Annotated in this window: 16 protein-coding genes; 11 read left to right on the top strand and 5 right to left on the bottom strand. The window is 69.1% G+C overall.

The annotated features are described in order from the left end of the window. The first annotated feature begins 19 nt into the window (after positions 1–19). Together KVT39_RS27235 and KVT39_RS27230 are read left to right on the top strand one after the other, a co-directional pair. Positions 20–673 carry an isochorismatase family protein gene (locus KVT39_RS27235; RefSeq protein WP_034179869.1) on the top strand — a complete coding sequence of 218 codons (654 nt, stop codon included), beginning with the start codon at positions 20–22 and terminating at the stop codon, positions 671–673. A gap of 146 nt (positions 674–819) precedes the next feature. Further along, the gene (locus KVT39_RS27230; RefSeq protein WP_217590632.1) at positions 820–3,105 is read left to right on the top strand and encodes a molybdopterin cofactor-binding domain-containing protein; all 2,286 of its coding nucleotides are present in this window, start codon (positions 820–822) and stop codon (positions 3,103–3,105) included. 25 nt (positions 3,106–3,130) lie between these two features. On the opposite strand, the gene KVT39_RS27225 is transcribed toward KVT39_RS27230, so the two are convergent. Beyond that, complete coding sequence (locus KVT39_RS27225; protein ID WP_034179871.1) at positions 3,131–3,577, bottom strand: MarR family winged helix-turn-helix transcriptional regulator; 447 nt, start codon at positions 3,575–3,577, stop codon at positions 3,131–3,133. Positions 3,578–4,109: 532 nt separating this feature from the next. On the opposite strand from KVT39_RS27225, the gene KVT39_RS27220 reads away from it, so the two are divergent. Next, entirely contained in the window at positions 4,110–5,417 is a 1,308-nt protein-coding gene (locus KVT39_RS27220; RefSeq protein WP_175748591.1) for an MFS transporter, read from the top strand. A 276-nt stretch (positions 5,418–5,693) separates the two neighbouring features. Beyond that, entirely contained in the window at positions 5,694–6,458 is a 765-nt protein-coding gene (locus KVT39_RS27215) for a DUF4397 domain-containing protein (protein WP_034179873.1), read from the top strand. 66 nt (positions 6,459–6,524) lie between these two features. Here the strand turns inward: KVT39_RS27215 and KVT39_RS27210 are convergent, their stop codons facing one another. Both KVT39_RS27210 and KVT39_RS27205 read right to left on the bottom strand, forming a co-directional pair. Then, positions 6,525–7,079 carry a DUF3005 domain-containing protein gene (locus KVT39_RS27210; RefSeq protein ID WP_217590631.1) on the bottom strand — a complete coding sequence of 185 codons (555 nt, stop codon included), beginning with the start codon at positions 7,077–7,079 and terminating at the stop codon, positions 6,525–6,527. A 198-nt stretch (positions 7,080–7,277) separates the two neighbouring features. Further along, positions 7,278–7,517 (bottom strand): hypothetical protein, encoded by a 240-nt coding sequence (locus KVT39_RS27205; protein ID WP_161785049.1) that lies wholly within the window; start codon positions 7,515–7,517, stop codon positions 7,278–7,280. Positions 7,518–7,749: 232 nt separating this feature from the next. Here KVT39_RS27205 and KVT39_RS27200 point away from each other — a divergent pair, with 232 nt between their 5' ends. The 4 genes from KVT39_RS27200 to KVT39_RS27185 all read left to right on the top strand — a co-directional run bounded on the left by KVT39_RS27200 (position 7,750) and on the right by KVT39_RS27185 (position 12,005). Beyond that, positions 7,750–9,300 (top strand): NCS1 family nucleobase:cation symporter-1, encoded by a 1,551-nt coding sequence (locus KVT39_RS27200; RefSeq protein ID WP_217590630.1) that lies wholly within the window; start codon positions 7,750–7,752, stop codon positions 9,298–9,300. A gap of 22 nt (positions 9,301–9,322) precedes the next feature. Then, complete coding sequence (locus KVT39_RS27195; protein WP_034179877.1) at positions 9,323–10,051, top strand: aspartate/glutamate racemase family protein; 729 nt, start codon at positions 9,323–9,325, stop codon at positions 10,049–10,051. A 73-nt stretch (positions 10,052–10,124) separates the two neighbouring features. Then, positions 10,125–11,273, top strand: a complete 1,149-nt coding sequence (locus tag KVT39_RS27190; RefSeq protein WP_217590629.1) for a LysR family transcriptional regulator — start codon at positions 10,125–10,127, stop codon at positions 11,271–11,273. A gap of 300 nt (positions 11,274–11,573) precedes the next feature. After that, positions 11,574–12,005 carry a DUF1090 family protein gene (locus tag KVT39_RS27185; RefSeq protein WP_217590628.1) on the top strand — a complete coding sequence of 144 codons (432 nt, stop codon included), beginning with the start codon at positions 11,574–11,576 and terminating at the stop codon, positions 12,003–12,005. A 293-nt stretch (positions 12,006–12,298) separates the two neighbouring features. Here KVT39_RS27185 and KVT39_RS27180 read toward each other — a convergent pair whose 3' ends face one another. Further along, positions 12,299–13,861: an MFS transporter gene (locus tag KVT39_RS27180; RefSeq protein ID WP_034179880.1), complete on the bottom strand. Its 1,563-nt coding sequence runs from the start codon at positions 13,859–13,861 to the stop codon at positions 12,299–12,301. Positions 13,862–13,961: 100 nt separating this feature from the next. On the opposite strand from KVT39_RS27180, the gene KVT39_RS27175 reads away from it, so the two are divergent. Both KVT39_RS27175 and KVT39_RS27170 read left to right on the top strand, forming a co-directional pair. Beyond that, entirely contained in the window at positions 13,962–14,840 is an 879-nt protein-coding gene (locus tag KVT39_RS27175; RefSeq protein WP_034179881.1) for a LysR family transcriptional regulator, read from the top strand. Between the two features lie 155 nt (positions 14,841–14,995). Beyond that, a complete protein-coding gene (locus KVT39_RS27170) occupies positions 14,996–15,985 on the top strand; it encodes an ABC transporter substrate-binding protein (RefSeq protein WP_217590627.1) in 990 nt (329 codons plus the stop codon). Between the two features lie 57 nt (positions 15,986–16,042). Here KVT39_RS27170 and KVT39_RS27165 read toward each other — a convergent pair whose 3' ends face one another. Beyond that, positions 16,043–16,417, bottom strand: coding sequence for a phage protein NinX family protein (locus KVT39_RS27165; RefSeq protein ID WP_105392174.1), 375 nt, complete (start codon positions 16,415–16,417; stop codon positions 16,043–16,045). Between the two features lie 228 nt (positions 16,418–16,645). On the opposite strand from KVT39_RS27165, the gene KVT39_RS27160 reads away from it, so the two are divergent. Then, positions 16,646–17,722: a glycosyltransferase family 2 protein gene (locus tag KVT39_RS27160; RefSeq protein WP_217590626.1), complete on the top strand. Its 1,077-nt coding sequence runs from the start codon at positions 16,646–16,648 to the stop codon at positions 17,720–17,722. Positions 17,723–17,736: the final 14 nt, after the last annotated feature.

The following is a 17,736-nucleotide window of genomic DNA, read 5'->3' as shown; positions in this document are numbered from 1 at the left end:
CCGACGAGCGCCCGACACCATGAACGATCTTTCCCATCACGCCGAAGCGAACGTCTACCGCCAGCAGGGTTTCGGCACGCCGCTGCCGCCGCACGGCAACATCGGCCTGCTGATCGTCGACTTCGTGGTCGGCTTCGCCGATCCCGCGACGTTCGGCGGCGGCAACATCGCGCCGGCGATCGCACGCACGACGCACGCGCTCGCACTGGCGCGCGAACGCGGCTGGCCCGTCGCGCACAGCCGCATCGTGTACGCGGACGACGGCAGCGACGACAACGTCTTCTCGCTGAAGGTGCCCGGCATGGCGACGCTGACCGAGCATCATCCGAACAGCGCGATCGTGCCCGAGCTCACGCCCGCGGCCGGCGAACTCGTCGTGCGCAAGACCGTGCCATCGGCATTCTTCGGCACGCAACTGGCGCCCTGGCTCGCGCAGCGCGCGGTGCAGACGCTGCTCGTCGCGGGCGCCGTGACGAGCGGCTGCGTGCGTGCGAGCGTCGTCGACGCAATGTCGCACGGGTTCCGCCCGCTCGTGCTCGCGGATTGCGTCGGCGATCGCGCGATCGCGCCGCACGACGCGAACCTGTTCGACATGCAGCAGAAATATGCGGCCGTGATGCCGCTCGACGACGCGATCGCGGCGATCGACGCCATGCACGCACACGCACGCTGAGTCGCGACGGATCGCGGGCGGCGCATGCGTCGCCCGCGATTGACGCTGCGCTTTTGGCGGCCTAGATTGGCCTGACGCGCGCCGCCCGAACCCGCTCCGACGCAACCGGTCGCCGGCCGCGCCGCTCCCGACAGGACACCTTCCCCGTGAACCGTTCCGAATTGCTCGTGCGCGACGGCTGCCTGACCGTGATCCGCCCGCCCGCACCTCCGCCCAAGCCGGCGCCCGGCCAGCCGGGCAGCCTGTCGTCCTACGTGCCGGCACTGCCCGAAGTCTTCGTCGCGATTCTCGATGACGGCCGCATCCTCGCGTTCAACGGACACGTCGATCTCGGCACCGGCATCCGCACGTCGCTCGCACAGATCGTCGCCGAGGAACTCGACGTGCCGGCCGCACGCGTGACGATGGTGCTCGGCGACACGGCCGCGACACCGAACCAGGGCCCGACCATCGCGAGCGCGACGATCCAGATTTCCGCGACGCCGCTGCGCTGCGCGGCCGCGCAGACGCGCCACGCGCTGCTGGCGCTTGCCGCCGAGCGGTTCAGTGTCGACGTGGAGCGGCTGGTTATCGACAACGGGACCATTTCGGCGGACGGGCAAACGGCGACGTTCGCGGCGCTCGTCACCATGCATCGCATCGCGCTGACGCTGGACCTGAACACCCCCACGAAGGACCCCGCGCTGTACCGGATCGTCGGCAAGTCGGCGCCGCGCGTCGACCTGCCCGCGAAAGCGACCGGCCAGCTCACGTTCGTGCACGACATGCGCGTGCCGGGCATGCTGCACGGCCGTGTCGTGCGGCCGCCGTATGCGGGCCACGACAGCGGCCCGTTCGTCGGCACGTCGCTCGTCGACGTCGATCGCGCGTCGGTCGCCGACGTGCCGGGGCTGGTGGCTGTCGTCGCGATCGGCGATTTCGTCGGCGTAGTTGCCGAACGCGAGGAACATGCGATCCGCGCGGCGCGCCAGTTGCGCGTGACGTGGCGGCCGCATGCCGCGCTGCCGCCGCTCGACGAGCCGGCCGCCGCGATCGCCGCCGCGCCGGCCAAGCGCCGCGTGCTGCTCGACGAAGGCGATGTCGACGCGGCGCGCGCGTTGCCCGACACGATCACGCTGTCGCGCACCTATGCGTGGCCGTTCCAGATGCACGGCTCGATCGGCCCGTCATGCGCGCTCGCCGACTACCGGGAACCGGGCGACGGCCGGATCACCGTGTGGTCCGGCACGCAGAATCCCGTATCGCTGCGCTACGACCTCGCGACGCTCGTCGCGCGCGACGAAGCCGATTTCGACGTCGTGCGGATGGAAGCGGCCGGCTGCTACGGCCGCAACGGCGGGGACGACGTGTGCGGCGACGCGCTGCTGCTGTCGCGTGCGGTCGGCCGCCCGGTGCGCGTGCAACTGTCGCGTGCGGACGAACATCTGTGGGAACCGAAAGGCGCGGGCCAGCTGATGCAGGTGACCGGCACCGTCACGCGCGACGGCCGCCTGCTCGGCTACGACTTCACGACGCGCTATCCGTCGAACGACGCGCCGCTGCTCGCGGCCTTGCTGACCGGCACGATCGCGCCCGAGCCGCGCGTGTTCGAGATGGGCGACCGCACGGCCGTGTCGCCGTACGCGAGCCCGCATCGCCGCTTCGTCTGCGAGGATCTCGCGCCGCTCGTGCGCGCGTCGTGGCTGCGCGGCGTGTCGGCACTGCCGAACTCGTTCGCGCACGATGCGTTCGTCGACGAATGCGCGGCGTTGACGGGCATCGATCCGCTCGTATTCCGGGTGCGCCATCTGCAGGACACGCGCGCGACCGAACTGCTGCAGGCCGTGGCCGACCGCGCGGGCTGGACGCCGCGCCCGACGCACGCGCATCGCGAACACGACGGCGCGCGGCTCGCGCGCGGCCGCGGCGTCGCGTATGCGCGCTACGTGCACAGCCGCTTCCCCGGTTTCGGCGCGGCGTGGTCGGCATGGATCGTCGACCTGAGCGTCGATCGCGTGTCGGGCGAGATACGCATCGAACGCGTGACGGTCGGCCAGGACACCGGCACGATGATCAACCCGGATGGCGTGCGCCACCAGATCCACGGCAACGTGATCCAGGTATTGAGCCGCACGCTGAAGGAGCGCGTGCGGTTCGCGGACGGCAAGGTCGCGTCGCGCGAATGGGCGAGCTATCCGATCCTGACGTTCGCGGAAGTGCCGGACGTCGATGTCGTGCTGATGCCGAGACAAGGCGAGCCGCCGCTCGGCGCGGGCGAATCGGCGTCGGTGCCGGGCCCTGCGGCGGTCGCGAACGCGTTGTTCGACGCGACCGGCGTGCGGTTCTACGCGCCGCCGTTTACGCCCGAAGCGGTGCGCGCCGCGCTGCGCGAGGCTGGCCGGCTGATGAGCGCCGACGAAGCCGCTGCGCCCGCAACCGCCGGCGCTGCGTAGGCCCGGCCGGCGCCCCGCGTGCGCATCACGCTTCGCCGTCTTCTTCCATCATCTTGCGCAGCAGGAACTGCAGCGCGACCCGCTCGCCCGGATTGAGCGCGCCATACGTGCGCTCGGTCACCTGCCTCGCGAACGGCACAGTACGGTCGATCAGCGCGAGCCCGGTCGCGGTCGCGCGCACGATCAGCTTGCGGCCGTCGTTCGGGTCGGGCAGCACCTCGATCAGCGCGCGCGTCTTCAGGCGCTCGACGACGCCGCGAATCGTCGCCTGGTCGATCGCGGTCGCCTTGACGATGTCGTTCAGCGAGCACGCCTGGCGTTCCTTGACCGCGCACAGCGTCACGAACTGCGCGGCCGTGAGATCCGAATCGGGGATCGCTTCCTGGAAGATCGACACGTGCCGCTGATACGCACGGCGCAGCAAATGTCCGATCTGGTCGTGAAAGTCGTAGGAATCCTTGGAAGACGCCATGAAAGTGAAGGCCTGTGCCGCATACAAGTGAAAGACAAGCAGTGTACACCCTCAATTCGGCGCAACCGGCGGCCGGGCGGCCGCTTCATTGCGGTGCATCAGGATTAGCGGCACCCGGCACGCATCGCGCCTGACGATCGCCTGACAGCGGCGGATCACCGGCCGATGCCGTCGCCGAACGGTCGCCCCGTGGGTCCGAGCCTGCTGCCTCACGTGCATTTGCACGCTGCGACACACTCTCGCGCACACACTTCACTTTTGAGCGCATACGCACGAATTTTGTGCATGCTTTCGCGCGCTCGCAGGCCATTTTCACATGCGTTTTAGATCGTCAAAAGCCCTATCAAAAGCGCGGTTTTTCTCATGCAAACACTTACCTTCAAGCGGCCGGATTCATGCCTGTGCGATTCGGTATTTTCTAGTGTGTACGCTATTTAATTGCCGTGATATACAGACTCCAGTGCGCGGCGAAATGTCCGCCCGCGTCGATCGGCCACCCATTCATCCGTCACACTCGAACAGGGGCAATCCCATGTCTACCGCACACCCGAGCGCCGCCGTTTCCCCCGACGACGCGCAGCACGGCAATCTCTATCGCAAGGTCACGCTGCGCCTGATCACCCTCTTCTGCCTGTGCTACTTCGCGGCCTATCTCGACCGCATCAATATCGGGCTCGCGAAACTCCAGATGCTCGACGCGCTGAAGTTCAGCGATACCGTGTACGGGCTCGGCGCCGGCCTGTTCTTCGCCGGCTACATCCTGTTCGAAGTCCCAAGCAACCTGGTGCTGCAGCGCGTCGGCGCGAAGCTGTGGATCGCGCGGATCATGATCACGTGGGGCCTGCTGTCGGGTGCGACGATGTTCGTGCACACGCCGATGCAGTTCTACGTCGTGCGCTTCCTGCTCGGCGCCGCCGAAGCCGGCTTCCTGCCGGGCGTGCTGCTGTACCTGACGCAGTGGTATCCCGATGCGCGCCGCGCACGGATCGTCGCGCTGTTCATGGTCGGCCTGCCGCTGTCGAGCATGATCGGCAGCCCGATCTCCGGCTGGATCATGCGCGCGTTCGACGGCACGCACGGGCTCGGCGGCTGGCAGTGGCTGTTCCTGCTCGAAGCGCTGCCGTCGGTGCTGCTCGGCTTCGCGGTGCTGCGCTGGCTGCCCAACAGCATCGAATCCGCGCAATGGCTGAACGCGGACGAAAAGCGGATGCTGCGCGCGAATCTCGACGCCGATCCGTCCGGCAACAAGAGCCACGCGCTCGGCAAGGCCTTCTCCGATCCGAAGGTGTGGGCGCTCGGCCTGATCGACCTGTGCGTGCTGCTCGGGCTGTATGCGGTGAGCTTCTGGCTGCCGACGATCCTGCGCGACACCGGCGTGAAGGATGCGTATCACATCGGCTGGCTGATGGTGATTCCGAATGCCGCGGCCGTGCTCGCCACGCTGTATTGCGGCGCGAGCTCGGATCGCGCGCGCGAACGCCGCTGGCATATCGTCGTACCGTTCGTGGTGTCGGCCGTCGCGCTGGCGATCGCGGCCTCGTCGTCGCACGGCACGCTCGGGACGGTACTGCTGTTTTCGCTGATCAACGCAGGCGCGGCTGCCGCGATGCCGGTCGTCTGGGCGTTGCCGTCCACGTTCCTGAAGGGCTCCGCCGCGGCCGGCGGGATCGCGTTCGCGTGCTCGATCGCGAACCTCGGCGGGTTCGGCAGCACCTACTTCATCGGCTGGCTGCGCGACACGTTCCATTCGCAAAGCGCGGGGCTGTATGGCTTCGCCGCGTGCATGCTGGTCGGCTGCGCACTCGCGCTCGCGTATCCGGCAAAACTCGTGAACCGCTGACGCATCGCGTCGCCTGCCGCGACGCTGTCCTTTTTTACAACCGCCCGCGTCAGGCTCGTTCGCCACACACCCGCCCTCGTTTCGTGCCCGCGCCGCCACCCCACGCGCGCGGGCGCGGGTTTCCCGCCCTCGTCGACCGCGCAGGCACATCGCTTGCGCCATCCACGCGCCCGCCTCCCCGGCGGACAGCATCCTTCACCCAACCTGCGCTGCGCACCGCGCGATCCAGCGCGGCGTTCCCGCGTCGCCAGCAGGTTCCCTGAACGAGAGGACGACATGAAATCAATACGAACACTGGTGGCCCTGTGCTCCGTCATTTCCGTGCTCGCGGCGTGCGGCGGCGACGGCAACGACGTCGGCACCGAACTCGGCATCTCGAAGCCGCAGGCGCGCTTCATCAACGCGGTCCCGGCCGGGCCGAACCTCGACTACTACCTGAACGCGAAGATCGACCAGGCGGGTGTCGCGTACAAGGGCGTGACGCGCTATCACGACATCGACTCGGGCACGCAGAACGCGAGCTACGACATCTCGGGCACGACGACGACCATCGCCGCGCAATCGTTCAGCGCGGCGAACGGCCATCACTACACGACGATCGCGCTGCCGAGCAAGTCGTCGGCGATTTCCGTCATCGACGATCCGTACAACAAGGGCCTGCTGTCGGACAAGGCGCGCGTGCGCAGCTTCAACGCGTCGCCGAACGCGCAGAACGTCGACGTATACGTCGTTCCGCCCGGCACCGACATCTCGACGCAAAGCCCGACGCTGGCGGGCGCGGCCTACCAGAACGCAGTGCCGGCATCGACGCAGGATTCGATCTACCTCAATGGCGGCAGCTACCAGGTGATCGTCACGGTGGCCGGCAGCAAAGCACCGATCCTCAAGACCGCGCCGGTCACCATCAACAACAACGCCGACTGGCTGCTCTTGACGATTCCGTCGGGCGGGATCGGCGACGTGACGCCGAACGACATTCACGTGCTCGTTGCACAGGGCAACGATGCCGATACGTCGGCACTGGAGCTGGGCCCGCAGTAAGGGCTCCAAACGGTCGCGGCGGCCGGTGCGGTTGCGCCGGCCGCCGGATGATCCCCAGCCTCGGTGTCAGTCGACCCGCTCGAGACGGATCACATGCTCGGCGCGCGTGCCGGTGCCATGCTCGACAGCGATATCGACATCGCCGACATGGCGCACGCGCCAGCCCGGCCGCGTCGCGATCTGCGGCAGGTTGCCGGACGGGCGGCTCTCGATCCCGCCGAGCCCTTCGTCGGGCGTATCGACCGCGTCGTCGAGCGACGCATTCGAATGGATCACGTTGTCGTGCCACTCCGATGCGCCCGCGGCCGCTTCCATGCCCTTGCCGTCGACGTCGACCGTGTTGTCGGTCATCGCCATGTTCGCGTTGTCGAGCGTGACGATCCGGCCGGCCGCGCGCCGCACGGGGTCTCCGCTGTCGACCGCGTGCGCGCCGACGTCGATCGGCGGCAGGCCGGTCGGCATTTTCCCCGCGACCGCCTCCGGCGTCAGCGGGTGCCGCGCCACCTCGGCGGCCTGGGTCGCCGCGTCGGGTATATCGCCGGCCGCCGGCGTCTTTACCGGGCTCTTCTCGATCTGTTCCCGCTGCTTTTGCGGGTCAGGGTTCGATTCCGCGTTCTGCATCGCACCTCCTGTCCGGCCGGCGTGCGCCGGCTCGAGCCGGCGCCGCCCGGTCCTGGAATCGCTACAACGGTCCTTGCAAATCTTTCATGCGCACGGCCGCGCACACGCGCGCCACCCGGCGCCCGTGCGAAGCCCGCACGGCACTCGATCCGCGAACGGCGCACTTGCGCGCCGTCCTCCCAGTCGTTCAGCCGCCCTTCAGCCGCCGCTCGCGCCGCCCGGCGCGGAAGCCGCGCCAGGCATGCTTGCGCCGCTTCCGGCCGCTCCGCTGCCCGGCATGCCCGACGGCGCGGTGGACGGCGCGGCCGACATGCCGCTCGTTGCGCCCGACTCGCCGCTGTCGCTCTTCTTCTGGCAACCCGCGCCTGCCGCAAGGCCCGCAATCAGGATGCCGGCGAAGACGGCTCGCGATACATGACGAAATGAATATCGCTGCATGACACCTCCGCTGATGTCGATGTGGATGGAGCCCGCTGGCGAGCAATTCGCATGCCGCACCGGGCCACCACTGCCGACGGCATTCCATTCATTTTTCAAATGACGCCCAGCCGAATATTTAATTTCCCATCATCGCGCCGGCCACCCATACTCGCGAACAAATCCGAGACATAAGGTCCACGGCGGCCAGGCCGGCGCAGCGTGTACACGCTGCCGGTTTCGCGCCCCGCACATGGAAGGAGACAACGGCGTGCAACTGGAAGCCACTCACCGCCCGGGCCTCGTGCTCGGCGCGGACGACGCATCGCATCGATCCGACACGGCCTCGCGCGCCCCCGCGCTGAGCCCGCGGCTGCACAACCCCGACCTCGCGCCGACCAGGGCCGAGGGCCGGACCTGGGGCCGCTACAGCATCTTTGCGCTGTGGACCAACGACGTGCACAACATCGCGAACTACTCGTTCGCGATCGGGCTGTTCGCGCTCGGCCTGTCGGGCTGGCAGATGCTCGCGTCGCTCGCGATCGGCGCGGTGCTCGTGTACTGCTTCATGAACCTCACCGGCTACATGGGCCAGAAGACCGGCGTGCCGTTCCCGGTGATCAGCCGGATGAGCTTCGGTATCTACGGCGCGCTGCTGCCCGCGATGATCCGCGCGGTGATCGCGATCGCATGGTTCGGTATCCAGACCTATCTCGCGTCCGTCGTGCTGCGCGTGCTGCTCACCGCGATCTGGCCGGGCCTCGCCGCATTCGACCGGAACGCGATCTTCGGGCTGTCGACGCTCGGCTGGATCACGTTCGTCGCGATCTGGCTCGTGCAGATCGGCATCCTCACGTACGGGATGGAAATGGTCCGCAAGTACGAGGGGCTCGCCGGCCCGGTGATCCTCGTCACGACGCTGTCGCTCGCCGCGTGGATGTTCAGCCGCACGGGCGGCCATCTCGCGATGTCGATCGGCAAGCCGATGACCGGCCTGAAGATGTGGACGGAGGTCTTCGCGGGCGGTTCGCTGTGGCTCGCGATCTACGGCACGCTGGTGCTCAACTTCTGCGATTTCGCCCGCTCGTCGCCGAGCGCCAAGACGGTGCGGGTCGGCAATTTCTGGGGCCTGCCGGTGAACATCCTCGTGTTCGCGACGATCAGCTTCGTGCTCGCCGGCGCGCAGTTCAAGCTGAACGGCCAGATCATCCACAGCCCGACGGAAATCATCGCGACGGTGCCGAACAAGCTGTTCCTCGTGCTCGGTTGCCTCGCATTCCTGATCGTCACGGTCGCCGTGAACATCATGGCGAACTTCGTCGCACCGGCCTTCGTGCTGACGAGCCTCGCGCCGCACCGCCTGTCGTTCCGCCGCGCGGGCCTGATCAGCGCGACGATCGCCGTGCTGATCCTGCCGTGGAACCTGTACAACAGCCCGATCGTGATCGTCTACTTCCTGTCCGGCCTCGGCGCGCTGCTCGGCCCGCTGTACGGGATCATCACGGTCGACTACTGGCTCGTGCGCAAGCAGCGCGTAAACGTGCCCGACCTCTATACCGAAGCGCCGACCGGCGCCTATTTCTACACGCGCGGCGTGAACCGCAAGGCGCTCGCGGCGCTCGTGCCGTCCGCGCTGATCTCGATCACGCTCGCCGTCGTGCCGGCCTTCAGCGCGATGACGCCGTTCTCCTGGCTGCTCGGCGCGGCCATCGCGGGCAGCGTGTACTGGCTGCTGGCCGATCGCAAACGGCAATACGACGAGCGCTCGGGCGAACACATCGCGGTCGCCTGCGCGCAACACTGAACCCACACATACGGAGTGCCCGATGAGGATCCTGGTAGTCAACGTCAACACGACCGAGTCGATCACCGACGCGATCGCCGCGCAGGCGCGGGCCGCCGCGTCGCCCGGCACGGAGATCGTCGGGCTGACGCCGCGCTTCGGTGCGGAGTCGGTCGAAGGCAACTTCGAGAGCTACCTCGCGGCGATCGCCGTGATGGATCGCGTGTTGAGCTACGACGAGCCGTATGACGCGGTGATTCAGGCCGGCTACGGCGAACATGGCCGCGAAGGCCTGCAGGAACTGCTGACGGTGCCCGTCGTCGACATCACCGAAGCGGCCGCGAGCATCGCGATGCTGCTCGGGCATCGCTACTCGGTCGTCACGACGCTCGACCGCACGGTGCCGCTGATCGAGGATCGCCTGAAGCTCGCCGGGCTCGACGCGCGCTGCGCGTCGGTGCGCGCGAGCGGCCTTGCGGTGCTCGAACTCGAGGAGAATCCGGCCCGCGCGATCGAGTCGATCGTCGGCCAGGCGCAGCGCGCGGTGAAGGACGATCGCGCGGAAGTGATCTGCCTCGGCTGCGGCGGAATGGCCGGCCTCGACCGGCAGATCGAGGAATGCACGGGCGTGCCGGTGGTCGACGGCGTATCGGCCGCGGTCGCGCTCGCCGAGTCGCTGGTGCGCCTGAAGCTGAAGACATCGAAGGTCCGCACGTATGCGCCGCCGCGTCCGAAGCGGATCGTCGGCTGGCCGGGAACCTTCGCAAAATGACGGGCCGCCGGCCGGCTGCCGCGTCGCGCTCGGGCTCGGGTTCGTGCTCTGTGCCGCCGGGAGGCGTATCGGCATGCGGGACCCAATAGACCCGAACGCCCGGCCCCGCAGCGAGTCCGCCGCCACGGACGTGCTCGACGTACTGGATGCACGGCTGATGCGCATCCTGCTCGTGCTGCTGACCGAGCGCACCGTGTCGCGTGCGGCCGTGCGCCTGAACATGTCGCAGCCGGCGACGAGCGCGGCGCTCAAGCGGCTGCGCACGCTGCTCGGCGATCCGCTGCTCGTGCGCAGCCGCTACGGGATGGTGCCGACCGAGTTCGGCGCGCGGCTGATCGAACCGCTGCGCAACGCGCTGCGCGTGATCGACTTCATCCGCATCCAGCAGCCGACGTTCGACGCTCGCACGTCGGTGCGCACCTACCGGATCGGCTGCCCCGACTATCTGAACGTGCTGTTCGTGCCGAAGCTCGTCGCGCTGTTCCGCGAGCGCGCGCCGAACGCGCAGCTCGTGTTCCATCCGCTCGGCGACGGTTTCGACGACGAGCGCGCACTCGCCGACGGCGAACTCGACGTCGTGATCGACAATCGCCCGGCCCGCTCGTCGCGGTTCCGGCAGGACGATCTGTTCGACGATCGCGTCGTATGCCTGATGCGCGCGACGCATCCGCTCGCGCGGCGCGGCGCGATGACGGCCGCCGATTTCGCGGCAGCGCCGCAGCTGTGCCCGACGCCGTCGTGGCTCGAAGCGTCCGGCGCGATCGATCGGCAGCTCGAACGCGTGGGCCTGCAGCGGCGAATCGTCGTCACGCTGCCGCACTTCGAACTCGCCGCGCATGCGCTCGTGCGCTCCGACATGATCCTGACCACCACGTACCGGCTCGCGCGGCACTACGCGAAGCTGCTGCCGCTCGCCGCGGTCGCGCTGCCGGTCGAACCGCCGGATATCGTGTACCGGATGACGTGGAACGAATCGGGATCGTGCGTCGAAGGCGTGCGCTGGCTGCGCGGGCTGATCGCCGAAGCGACGCGCGGCTGGCTCGACGCCGAGGCCGCGCTGCCGGCGGTTGCGGCGGTTGCGTCCGCAACCGAACCGGCGGCGCCCGCGCCCGAGTCGCCGCGTCCGCCGCGAGCACGCAAGGCAACGCACTGCCATGCCGCGCGCCGGCCGCTCGTCGCACGCGTCGCGCGTCATCAGCGCCACACGACGAAATCGCACTAAACCACGGCGAACGCGCGTCATGTCGCCGCACGCGCATCGCACCGGTTGTCGTCGCATCGATCGCCACGGAGCTACGCGTACCCTGCTCGCGGCCAATACATCGGCGATCCGGCTCGATCCGCCAATCCGATCGCGCTTTTCCTCCGCTTTCCTCTGCGCGTCGCAGACCGCATGTCAGACTGATCCTATTTACCAGCGCCGGTCCGCCCTTGCACAATGCAGTCCAGCGAACGGCCATGCGTCGTCATGCACGTCTCCAACAACAAGCTCTGCCACGGGCAGCACGCCGAGGAATCCCTGATGAAAAACACCCTGATCGCCATCACGCTCCCGATCGCATTGCTCGCCAGCTCCGCCGCAATGGCCGATACGCAGGACTGCGCGACGCGCATCCACGCGCTGCAGACGCAGATCGACTACGCGAAGCAGCACGGCAATACGCAACAGGCCATGCACCAGCAGGCGGCGCTGGAGAAGGTCCGCGCGAACTGCACGGACGCGGGCCAGCTCGCGCGCGCCGAACGCAAGGTGCGTGACGAGCAGCGCGACGTCGAGAAGGCGCAGGCTGAAGTGCGCAACGCGGAATCGGACCTGCGGCAAGCCGAAGCACGCGGCGACACGGGCAAGCTCGCGAAGGCACAGCGCAAGCTTGCCGACAAGCAGCGCAAGCTGCACGACGCGACCCGCACGTTGCACGATGCCGCAACCGGTCGCGACGCGCTAAAGCGCTGACGCAACCCGATCCGCGGGCCGCGCACGGCATCAGCCGTGGCGCGCGATCATCGGCAACACCGACAGCAACACGATCGACCCGAGCGTCGACAACAGGATCGTGCGTGACGTCACACGCTTCGCGTCCATGGAATTCTGCCGGCATGTACGGCCGCGTGCCGATCGACAGCGCAGCGAGCACGTGCAACAGATTCTCGATCGTCGATGACATCTTGAATACGCTGCACGAAACCGGAACGCGCAAGCTTGATGATTCTGTCGTGGCGCGTGCGAAACATGCCCAAAACGCCCCGCTACGCGTCGCGCATCGGTTGCGCAAGCAACTTGTATGCAACGACTGACGCAACGAGCGCGAGCACGCCGCTCACCATGAGCGCATCGGCAAACCCGCTCGCGAACGCGACGGGCGCTGCCTGGGCGAGCGCGCCGGCTGCCGACGGCGGCACGCGGTCGAGCGCCTGCGCCAGATCGCCGGCCAGCAGGCTCGACATGAACGGCGCGTCGGCGAACGCGCGCAGGCCGGGCGCGGCCGACAGCAGCCGGTCGAGCCGCGCATGCGTGCTCGCCGCCAGCACCGCGCCGAGCACGCCGACGGCCGTCACGATCGCCGAGAAGCGCGTCGTCGTGCTGATGCCCGATGCCATGCCCGTGCGGTCCGGCGGCACGCACGCCATGATCGCCTTCTGCGTATCGCCGTTCATGATCCCGGCGCCGCAACCCGTCACGAACATGCCGATAGCGACGAGCCGGTAGTCGCCGCTGGCCGTCAGCGCCGCGGTCGCGAGGTTGCCCGCGCCGATCAGCGCGAGCCCGCCCGCCAGCACGCCGCCTGACGACACGCGCGCGGCAAGCGCCGCGCCGAGCGACGGCCCGGCGATCATCGCGAACGCGAACGGCAGCATCCCGAGGCCCGCGTCGATCGCCGACATCCCGAACGCGTTCTGCAGATACAGCGGCAGGAACGTCATCATCACCTGTGCGCACGCCGCATAGCCGAACATCGCGAGCACGGCACCGACGAAGCGCGGCTGACGGAACAGCGCGAGATCGATCATCGGCCGCGCCTGCCAGCGCTCGGCGCCGATGAAAGCGGCAAACAGCGCGGCGGCGAGCGCGAGCCGGCCGAGCGTCGCGGCCGACAGCCAGCCGTGCGACGGTGCGCCGATCAGCGCGGCGATCGCGCACGCGAGCGCCGCGCCGAACAGCAGGCTGCCGGCGGCGTCCACGCGTTTCGCGTGCGGATCGCGCGATTCGTCGATCGCGACGCGCGCGCCCACCGCCAGCAGCGCACAGACGGGCAGGTTCAGCAGGAACACCCAGCGCCAGCCGATCCATTGCGTGATCGCGCCGCCGACGAGCGGCGCGATCGCCGTCGCGATCCCCATGCACATCCCCCAGATCGCCCACGCGCGCGCCCGTTCGCGCCCTTCCGGAAAACGATTCGCGATCACCGCGAGCGCGGCCGTCAGCAGCAGCGCGGCGCCGCCGCCCTTCAGCGCGCGCGCGGCGATCAGCCAGCCGGCCGACGGCGCAACGCCGCAGCCGAGCGACGCGAGAAAAAAGAGCGCAAGCCCCGCGCCGAGCATCCGCTTGCGCCCGAAGCGGTCGGCGAGCCCGCCGGCCGGCAGCAGGCAAGCGGCGAACGCAGTCATGTACGCGCTGACGACCCATTCGATATCGGCGAAGCTCGCATGAAAACTGCGCGCGATGCTCGGCAGCGACACGGCGACGACGTTCGTGTCGAGCACGATCAGCGAACAGGTCGCCGACGCGACGGCAAGCGTCACGGCGGCCGGCAGGCGGGCACCCGCTTGCGGTGCGGTGGCCGCACGCGACGCCGGGGAGGATTGGGACATCGGCAACTCCGAAGCTGGATGAACGAGCCGTATGCTAGGCTTGCCCGGTATTGCCTGTCATTGACACTCCGATACTGTTTTATTGACGAAAATTGCAATTATGGACCGGCTCGAATTCCGTCACGTGCGCGCATTCCTGAGCGTCGCGCAGCACCTGCATTTCGCCCGGGCGGCCGACGCGCTCGACATGGCGCCGCCCGCGCTCACGCGGCAGATCCAGGAAGCCGAACGCGTGCTCGGCGTGCGGCTCTTTCACCGGTCGCGCCGCGCGGTCACGCTGAGCGCGGCCGGCGAGGCCTATCTCGCCGAGGCGAGCGCCGCGTTCGAGCACCTGCAGCGCGGCCGCGAACTCGCCGCGCTGGCCGAGCGCGGCGAACTCGGCCGGATCGAGATCGGCTACGTATCGTCCGCCGTCTATTCGGGCACGCTGCAGCGCACGGTCGGCGCGTTCCGCGCCGCGCACCCGCGCATCGAGCTGAACCTGCGCGAAGTGCCGATGGACGACGTCGCGAACCAGCTCGACGCGGGCCGGCTCGACCTCGCGTACGTGCGCCCGCCGCTGCCGCTGCCCGGCGGCCTGCGGATCGTCACGCTGCAGCGCGACGTGTTCGTCGCGGCCGTGCCGGCCGATTCGCGCTATGCGTCGATGGCGGCCGTGCGCGCGGCCGACCTCGCCGATGCACGCTTCGCGGTGCCGGAACAGGAGCTCGGCACGCTCGAAGTCGCACGCCGCGGCCGCTTCGCGCCGGTGATCGCCGCGCGGCCGGGCGGCTTGCTCGCAGTGCTCGCGTGCGTGTCCGTGAACGGCTGGGTCGCCGTGATTCCCGATGCGCTGGCCGGTTGCGTGTCGCTGCCGGGCGTCGTGTACCGGCCGATCGCCGGCAAGCCGATCATGTCGGAACTCGCGCTCGCGCACCGGCGGTTCGAAAAGGCGCCGGCGGTGCGGGCGTTCCTGCGCACGGTTTCGTCGGCCGCATAAGCCGCCCGCGCGCGTCGGGCGTCGAGATCGGCCGCCCCGGCCGTCGCCGCGCGAATATGCATTTCACGATTCGATGTTTGTCGGCCGGAACCCGATTCCGTAACCTGCCCGGCAGCCGCGCCGCACGCGCGCGGATCACCGAGGACATGCCGCCAATGAACACCTCTTCCGCCACGACACGCCGCCGCGTGCTGCAGCGTCTTGCCGCCCTCGCCGCCGCGCCGCTCGCCGGCGGCATCGCACTGCCAGCCCGCGCGGCCGGCGCCGACCTGTCGGGCATCACGCTCGTGCTCGGCGACCAGGCCGGCGGCCTGCGCGCGCTGGCCGAAGCCGCACACGTGCTCGACGGCACGCCGTACCGGTTCCGCTGGGCCAATTTCCAGGGCGCCGCGCCGCTGTTCGAGGCACAGCGCGCGGGCGCGATCGATCTCGCACCGGCCGGAGACCTGCCCGTGCTGACGGCCGCGCTCGGCGATCCGGCGCTGCGGATCGTCGCGACGCGCGTCGGCTCACCGGCGTCGCTCGGCATCGTCGTGCAGCCCGACTCGCCGGTCCGCACCGTCGCCGACCTGAAAGGGCAAACCGTCGTCGTGTCGTCCGCGCGCGGCAGCATCTCGCAATATCAGCTGTACGGCGCGCTGCGCGAACACGGTCTCGCGCCGCGCGACGTCGACGTGCGTTTCGTGCTGCCCGTCGATGCGTTCGCCGCATTCGAAGCCAGGCGGATCGGCATCTGGGCGACGTTCGACCCGTACTACGGCCACGCGGTACGACGCGGCGCGCGCATCGTCCGCGACGGCAGCGGCATCAATTCGGGGCTCGCGTTCCTCACGTCGCCGGTCGACACGCTCGACGACCGCGCGAAACGCGCGGCGCTCGCGGACGTGCTCGCACGGCTGACCCGCGCGGGCCAATGGGCGCTCGCGCACCCGGCCGACTACGCGAGCGTCTATGCGTCGCTGACGCGCCTGCCGCCCGACGCGGCCGCCGACATCGCGCGCCGCGCAGCGCTCGCGCAACGCAGCCTCAGCGGCGCCGACATCGACGTGCTGCAACGCGTCGCCGATCGCGCGGCGGCGGATGCGATCCTGCCGCGGCGCGTCGATGTCGCGTCGATCGCGATCCGGAATCTATCCGCCGGATAGAAGGCAGGAGGCACCAGAAGCAACGAGCACCACGCGCCGCAACGCGACGGGCTACGCTCAACGCGGTTTCGACATGTCGAGATCCGGCACGTCCTCGCCGAAGGTCGACGCGACGAGCGTGCGCATCGCGGCGATCAGCAGCGTCGGCCCCGACTGGTTGAACGTGCAGCGCTCGCCGGCGGCCGGCACCGCACGGTGCAGCACGGCCCGCCACGCGCCGCGCCCGCCGTCGCGCTCGAACGCGTCGAACGGCAGCCGCTCGACGATCGGGCCGCCGTCCGTCCACGACGACGACGGCGCGAACGACACGCTCGCGCCGCCCGTCTCACGGATCGCCCGGCATGCACCGCCGGCGACGCACGGCGCGCCGAGGCCTTCGGCCAGCGCCACCCAGTAGTCCAGTGCTGCGCCGGTCAGGTCCTGAACTTGCATCGCGCTCTCCTTCGACATCGAAAAACCTCATCCCGGCGCCCGCGTACCCTCGGCCGGCCGGCGGCGAACCGTGCGTCGACGGCGCAACAACCCGCCGCACAACCCGCGCATCGGTATTACGAATCGCCGATTTCTGCCTACAATGATCGTAACGCCTGTCGTCCGGCCTGCGATGGACGACAACCGAATCCATACGGTGCAGCGCAGGCCGGATCTCTCGGGGGACGCATGCCCACGCACGCCAGAAAGCCGCTGGTCTCGCTCGTCGTGCCGTTTCACGACGAAGACGAAACGATCGACGCATTCTTTGCCGAAACGCTGCCCGTCCTCGAGTCGCTCGACACGGTCCGCTTCGAGATCGTCTGCATCAACGACGGCAGCCGCGATAGCACGCTCGACCGGCTGCTCGAGGTCATGGCCGGCGACCCGCGCGTGCGCGTCGTCGATCTCACCCGCCGTTTCGGCAAGGAGGCCGCGCTCACCGCCGGCCTCGACGAAGCGGCCGGCGCCGCGGTAATCCTGATCGACGCCGACCTGCAGGACCCGCCCGCGTTGATTCCCGCAATGATCGAACGCTGGCTCGCGGGCGCCGAGGTCGTTGCCGCGAAGCGCACCGACCGGATGTGCGACCCCTACCTGCAGCGCGCGGCGGCCGCGCTCTATTACCGCGTGCATAACCGGCTCTCCGAAGTCGAGATGCCGGAGAACGTCGGCGATTTCCGGCTGATGGACCGTCAGGTCGTCGACGCGCTGCGCGCGCTGCCCGAGCGGCGACGCTTCATGAAAGGCCTGTTCGCGTGGGTCGGCTTTCGCACCGCGATCGTCGAATACACGCGCGCGCCGCGCAGCGGCGGCCGGTCGAAGTTCTCCGGATGGAAGCGCTGGAACTTCGCGCTCGAAGGCATCACGAGCTTCAGCACGGTGCCGCTGCGCGTGTGGACCTACGTCGGCCTCACGTTCGCGATGCTCGCGCTCGTCTACGGCGCGTTCATCGTCGTGCGCACGCTGCTGCTCGGCAACCCGGTGCATGGCTACGCGTCGCTGATTTCCGTCGTGCTGTTCATCGGCGGCATCCAGCTGGTCGGCATCGGCGTGATCGGCGAATACCTCGGCCGCATCTATCACGAGTCGAAGCAGCGCCCGGTCTATCTGGTGCGGGGGCGCTACCGCGCCGAGCGGGATGCCGCCACGCATCCGGCGTCGAAGCTGCTGCAGTTCCCGCTCAAGCGCGCGCATGCGGCCCGCCGCCGGCCGGCGACACCCGCGGCCGCCAGCCACGCCGCCAGGAAAATCTCCGTCAAGTAACCGGCACGCGGCGC

The sequence above is a fragment of the Burkholderia sp. GbtcB21 genome, assembly GCF_019091065.1.
GTDB lineage: Bacteria > Pseudomonadota > Gammaproteobacteria > Burkholderiales > Burkholderiaceae > Burkholderia > Burkholderia pyrrocinia_C.
Note: the sequence above shows the minus strand (reverse complement) of the source record. Positions and strands in the feature narration are given on the sequence as shown.

Bases quoted from the DNA above. Each gene is read 5' to 3' on its own strand.
- KVT39_RS27160 (WP_217590626.1), top strand. From the start codon at position 16,646: ATGCCCACGCACGCCAGAAAGCCGCTGGTCTCGCTCGTCGTGCCGTTT.
- KVT39_RS27180 (WP_034179880.1), bottom strand. From the start codon at position 13,861: ATGTCCCAATCCTCCCCGGCGTCGCGTGCGGCCACCGCACCGCAAGCG.
- KVT39_RS27205 (WP_161785049.1), bottom strand. From the start codon at position 7,517: ATGCAGCGATATTCATTTCGTCATGTATCGCGAGCCGTCTTCGCCGGC.
- KVT39_RS27165 (WP_105392174.1), bottom strand. From the start codon at position 16,417: ATGCAAGTTCAGGACCTGACCGGCGCAGCACTGGACTACTGGGTGGCG.
- KVT39_RS27225 (WP_034179871.1), bottom strand. From the start codon at position 3,577: ATGGCGTCTTCCAAGGATTCCTACGACTTTCACGACCAGATCGGACAT.
- KVT39_RS27185 (WP_217590628.1), top strand. From the start codon at position 11,574: ATGAAAAACACCCTGATCGCCATCACGCTCCCGATCGCATTGCTCGCC.
- KVT39_RS27190 (WP_217590629.1), top strand. From the start codon at position 10,125: ATGCGGGACCCAATAGACCCGAACGCCCGGCCCCGCAGCGAGTCCGCC.
- KVT39_RS27195 (WP_034179877.1), top strand. From the start codon at position 9,323: ATGAGGATCCTGGTAGTCAACGTCAACACGACCGAGTCGATCACCGAC.
- KVT39_RS27220 (WP_175748591.1), top strand. From the start codon at position 4,110: ATGTCTACCGCACACCCGAGCGCCGCCGTTTCCCCCGACGACGCGCAG.
- KVT39_RS27235 (WP_034179869.1), top strand. From the start codon at position 20: ATGAACGATCTTTCCCATCACGCCGAAGCGAACGTCTACCGCCAGCAG.
- KVT39_RS27215 (WP_034179873.1), top strand. From the start codon at position 5,694: ATGAAATCAATACGAACACTGGTGGCCCTGTGCTCCGTCATTTCCGTG.
- KVT39_RS27175 (WP_034179881.1), top strand. From the start codon at position 13,962: ATGGACCGGCTCGAATTCCGTCACGTGCGCGCATTCCTGAGCGTCGCG.
- KVT39_RS27170 (WP_217590627.1), top strand. From the start codon at position 14,996: ATGAACACCTCTTCCGCCACGACACGCCGCCGCGTGCTGCAGCGTCTT.
- KVT39_RS27210 (WP_217590631.1), bottom strand. From the start codon at position 7,079: ATGCAGAACGCGGAATCGAACCCTGACCCGCAAAAGCAGCGGGAACAG.
- KVT39_RS27200 (WP_217590630.1), top strand. From the start codon at position 7,750: ATGGAAGGAGACAACGGCGTGCAACTGGAAGCCACTCACCGCCCGGGC.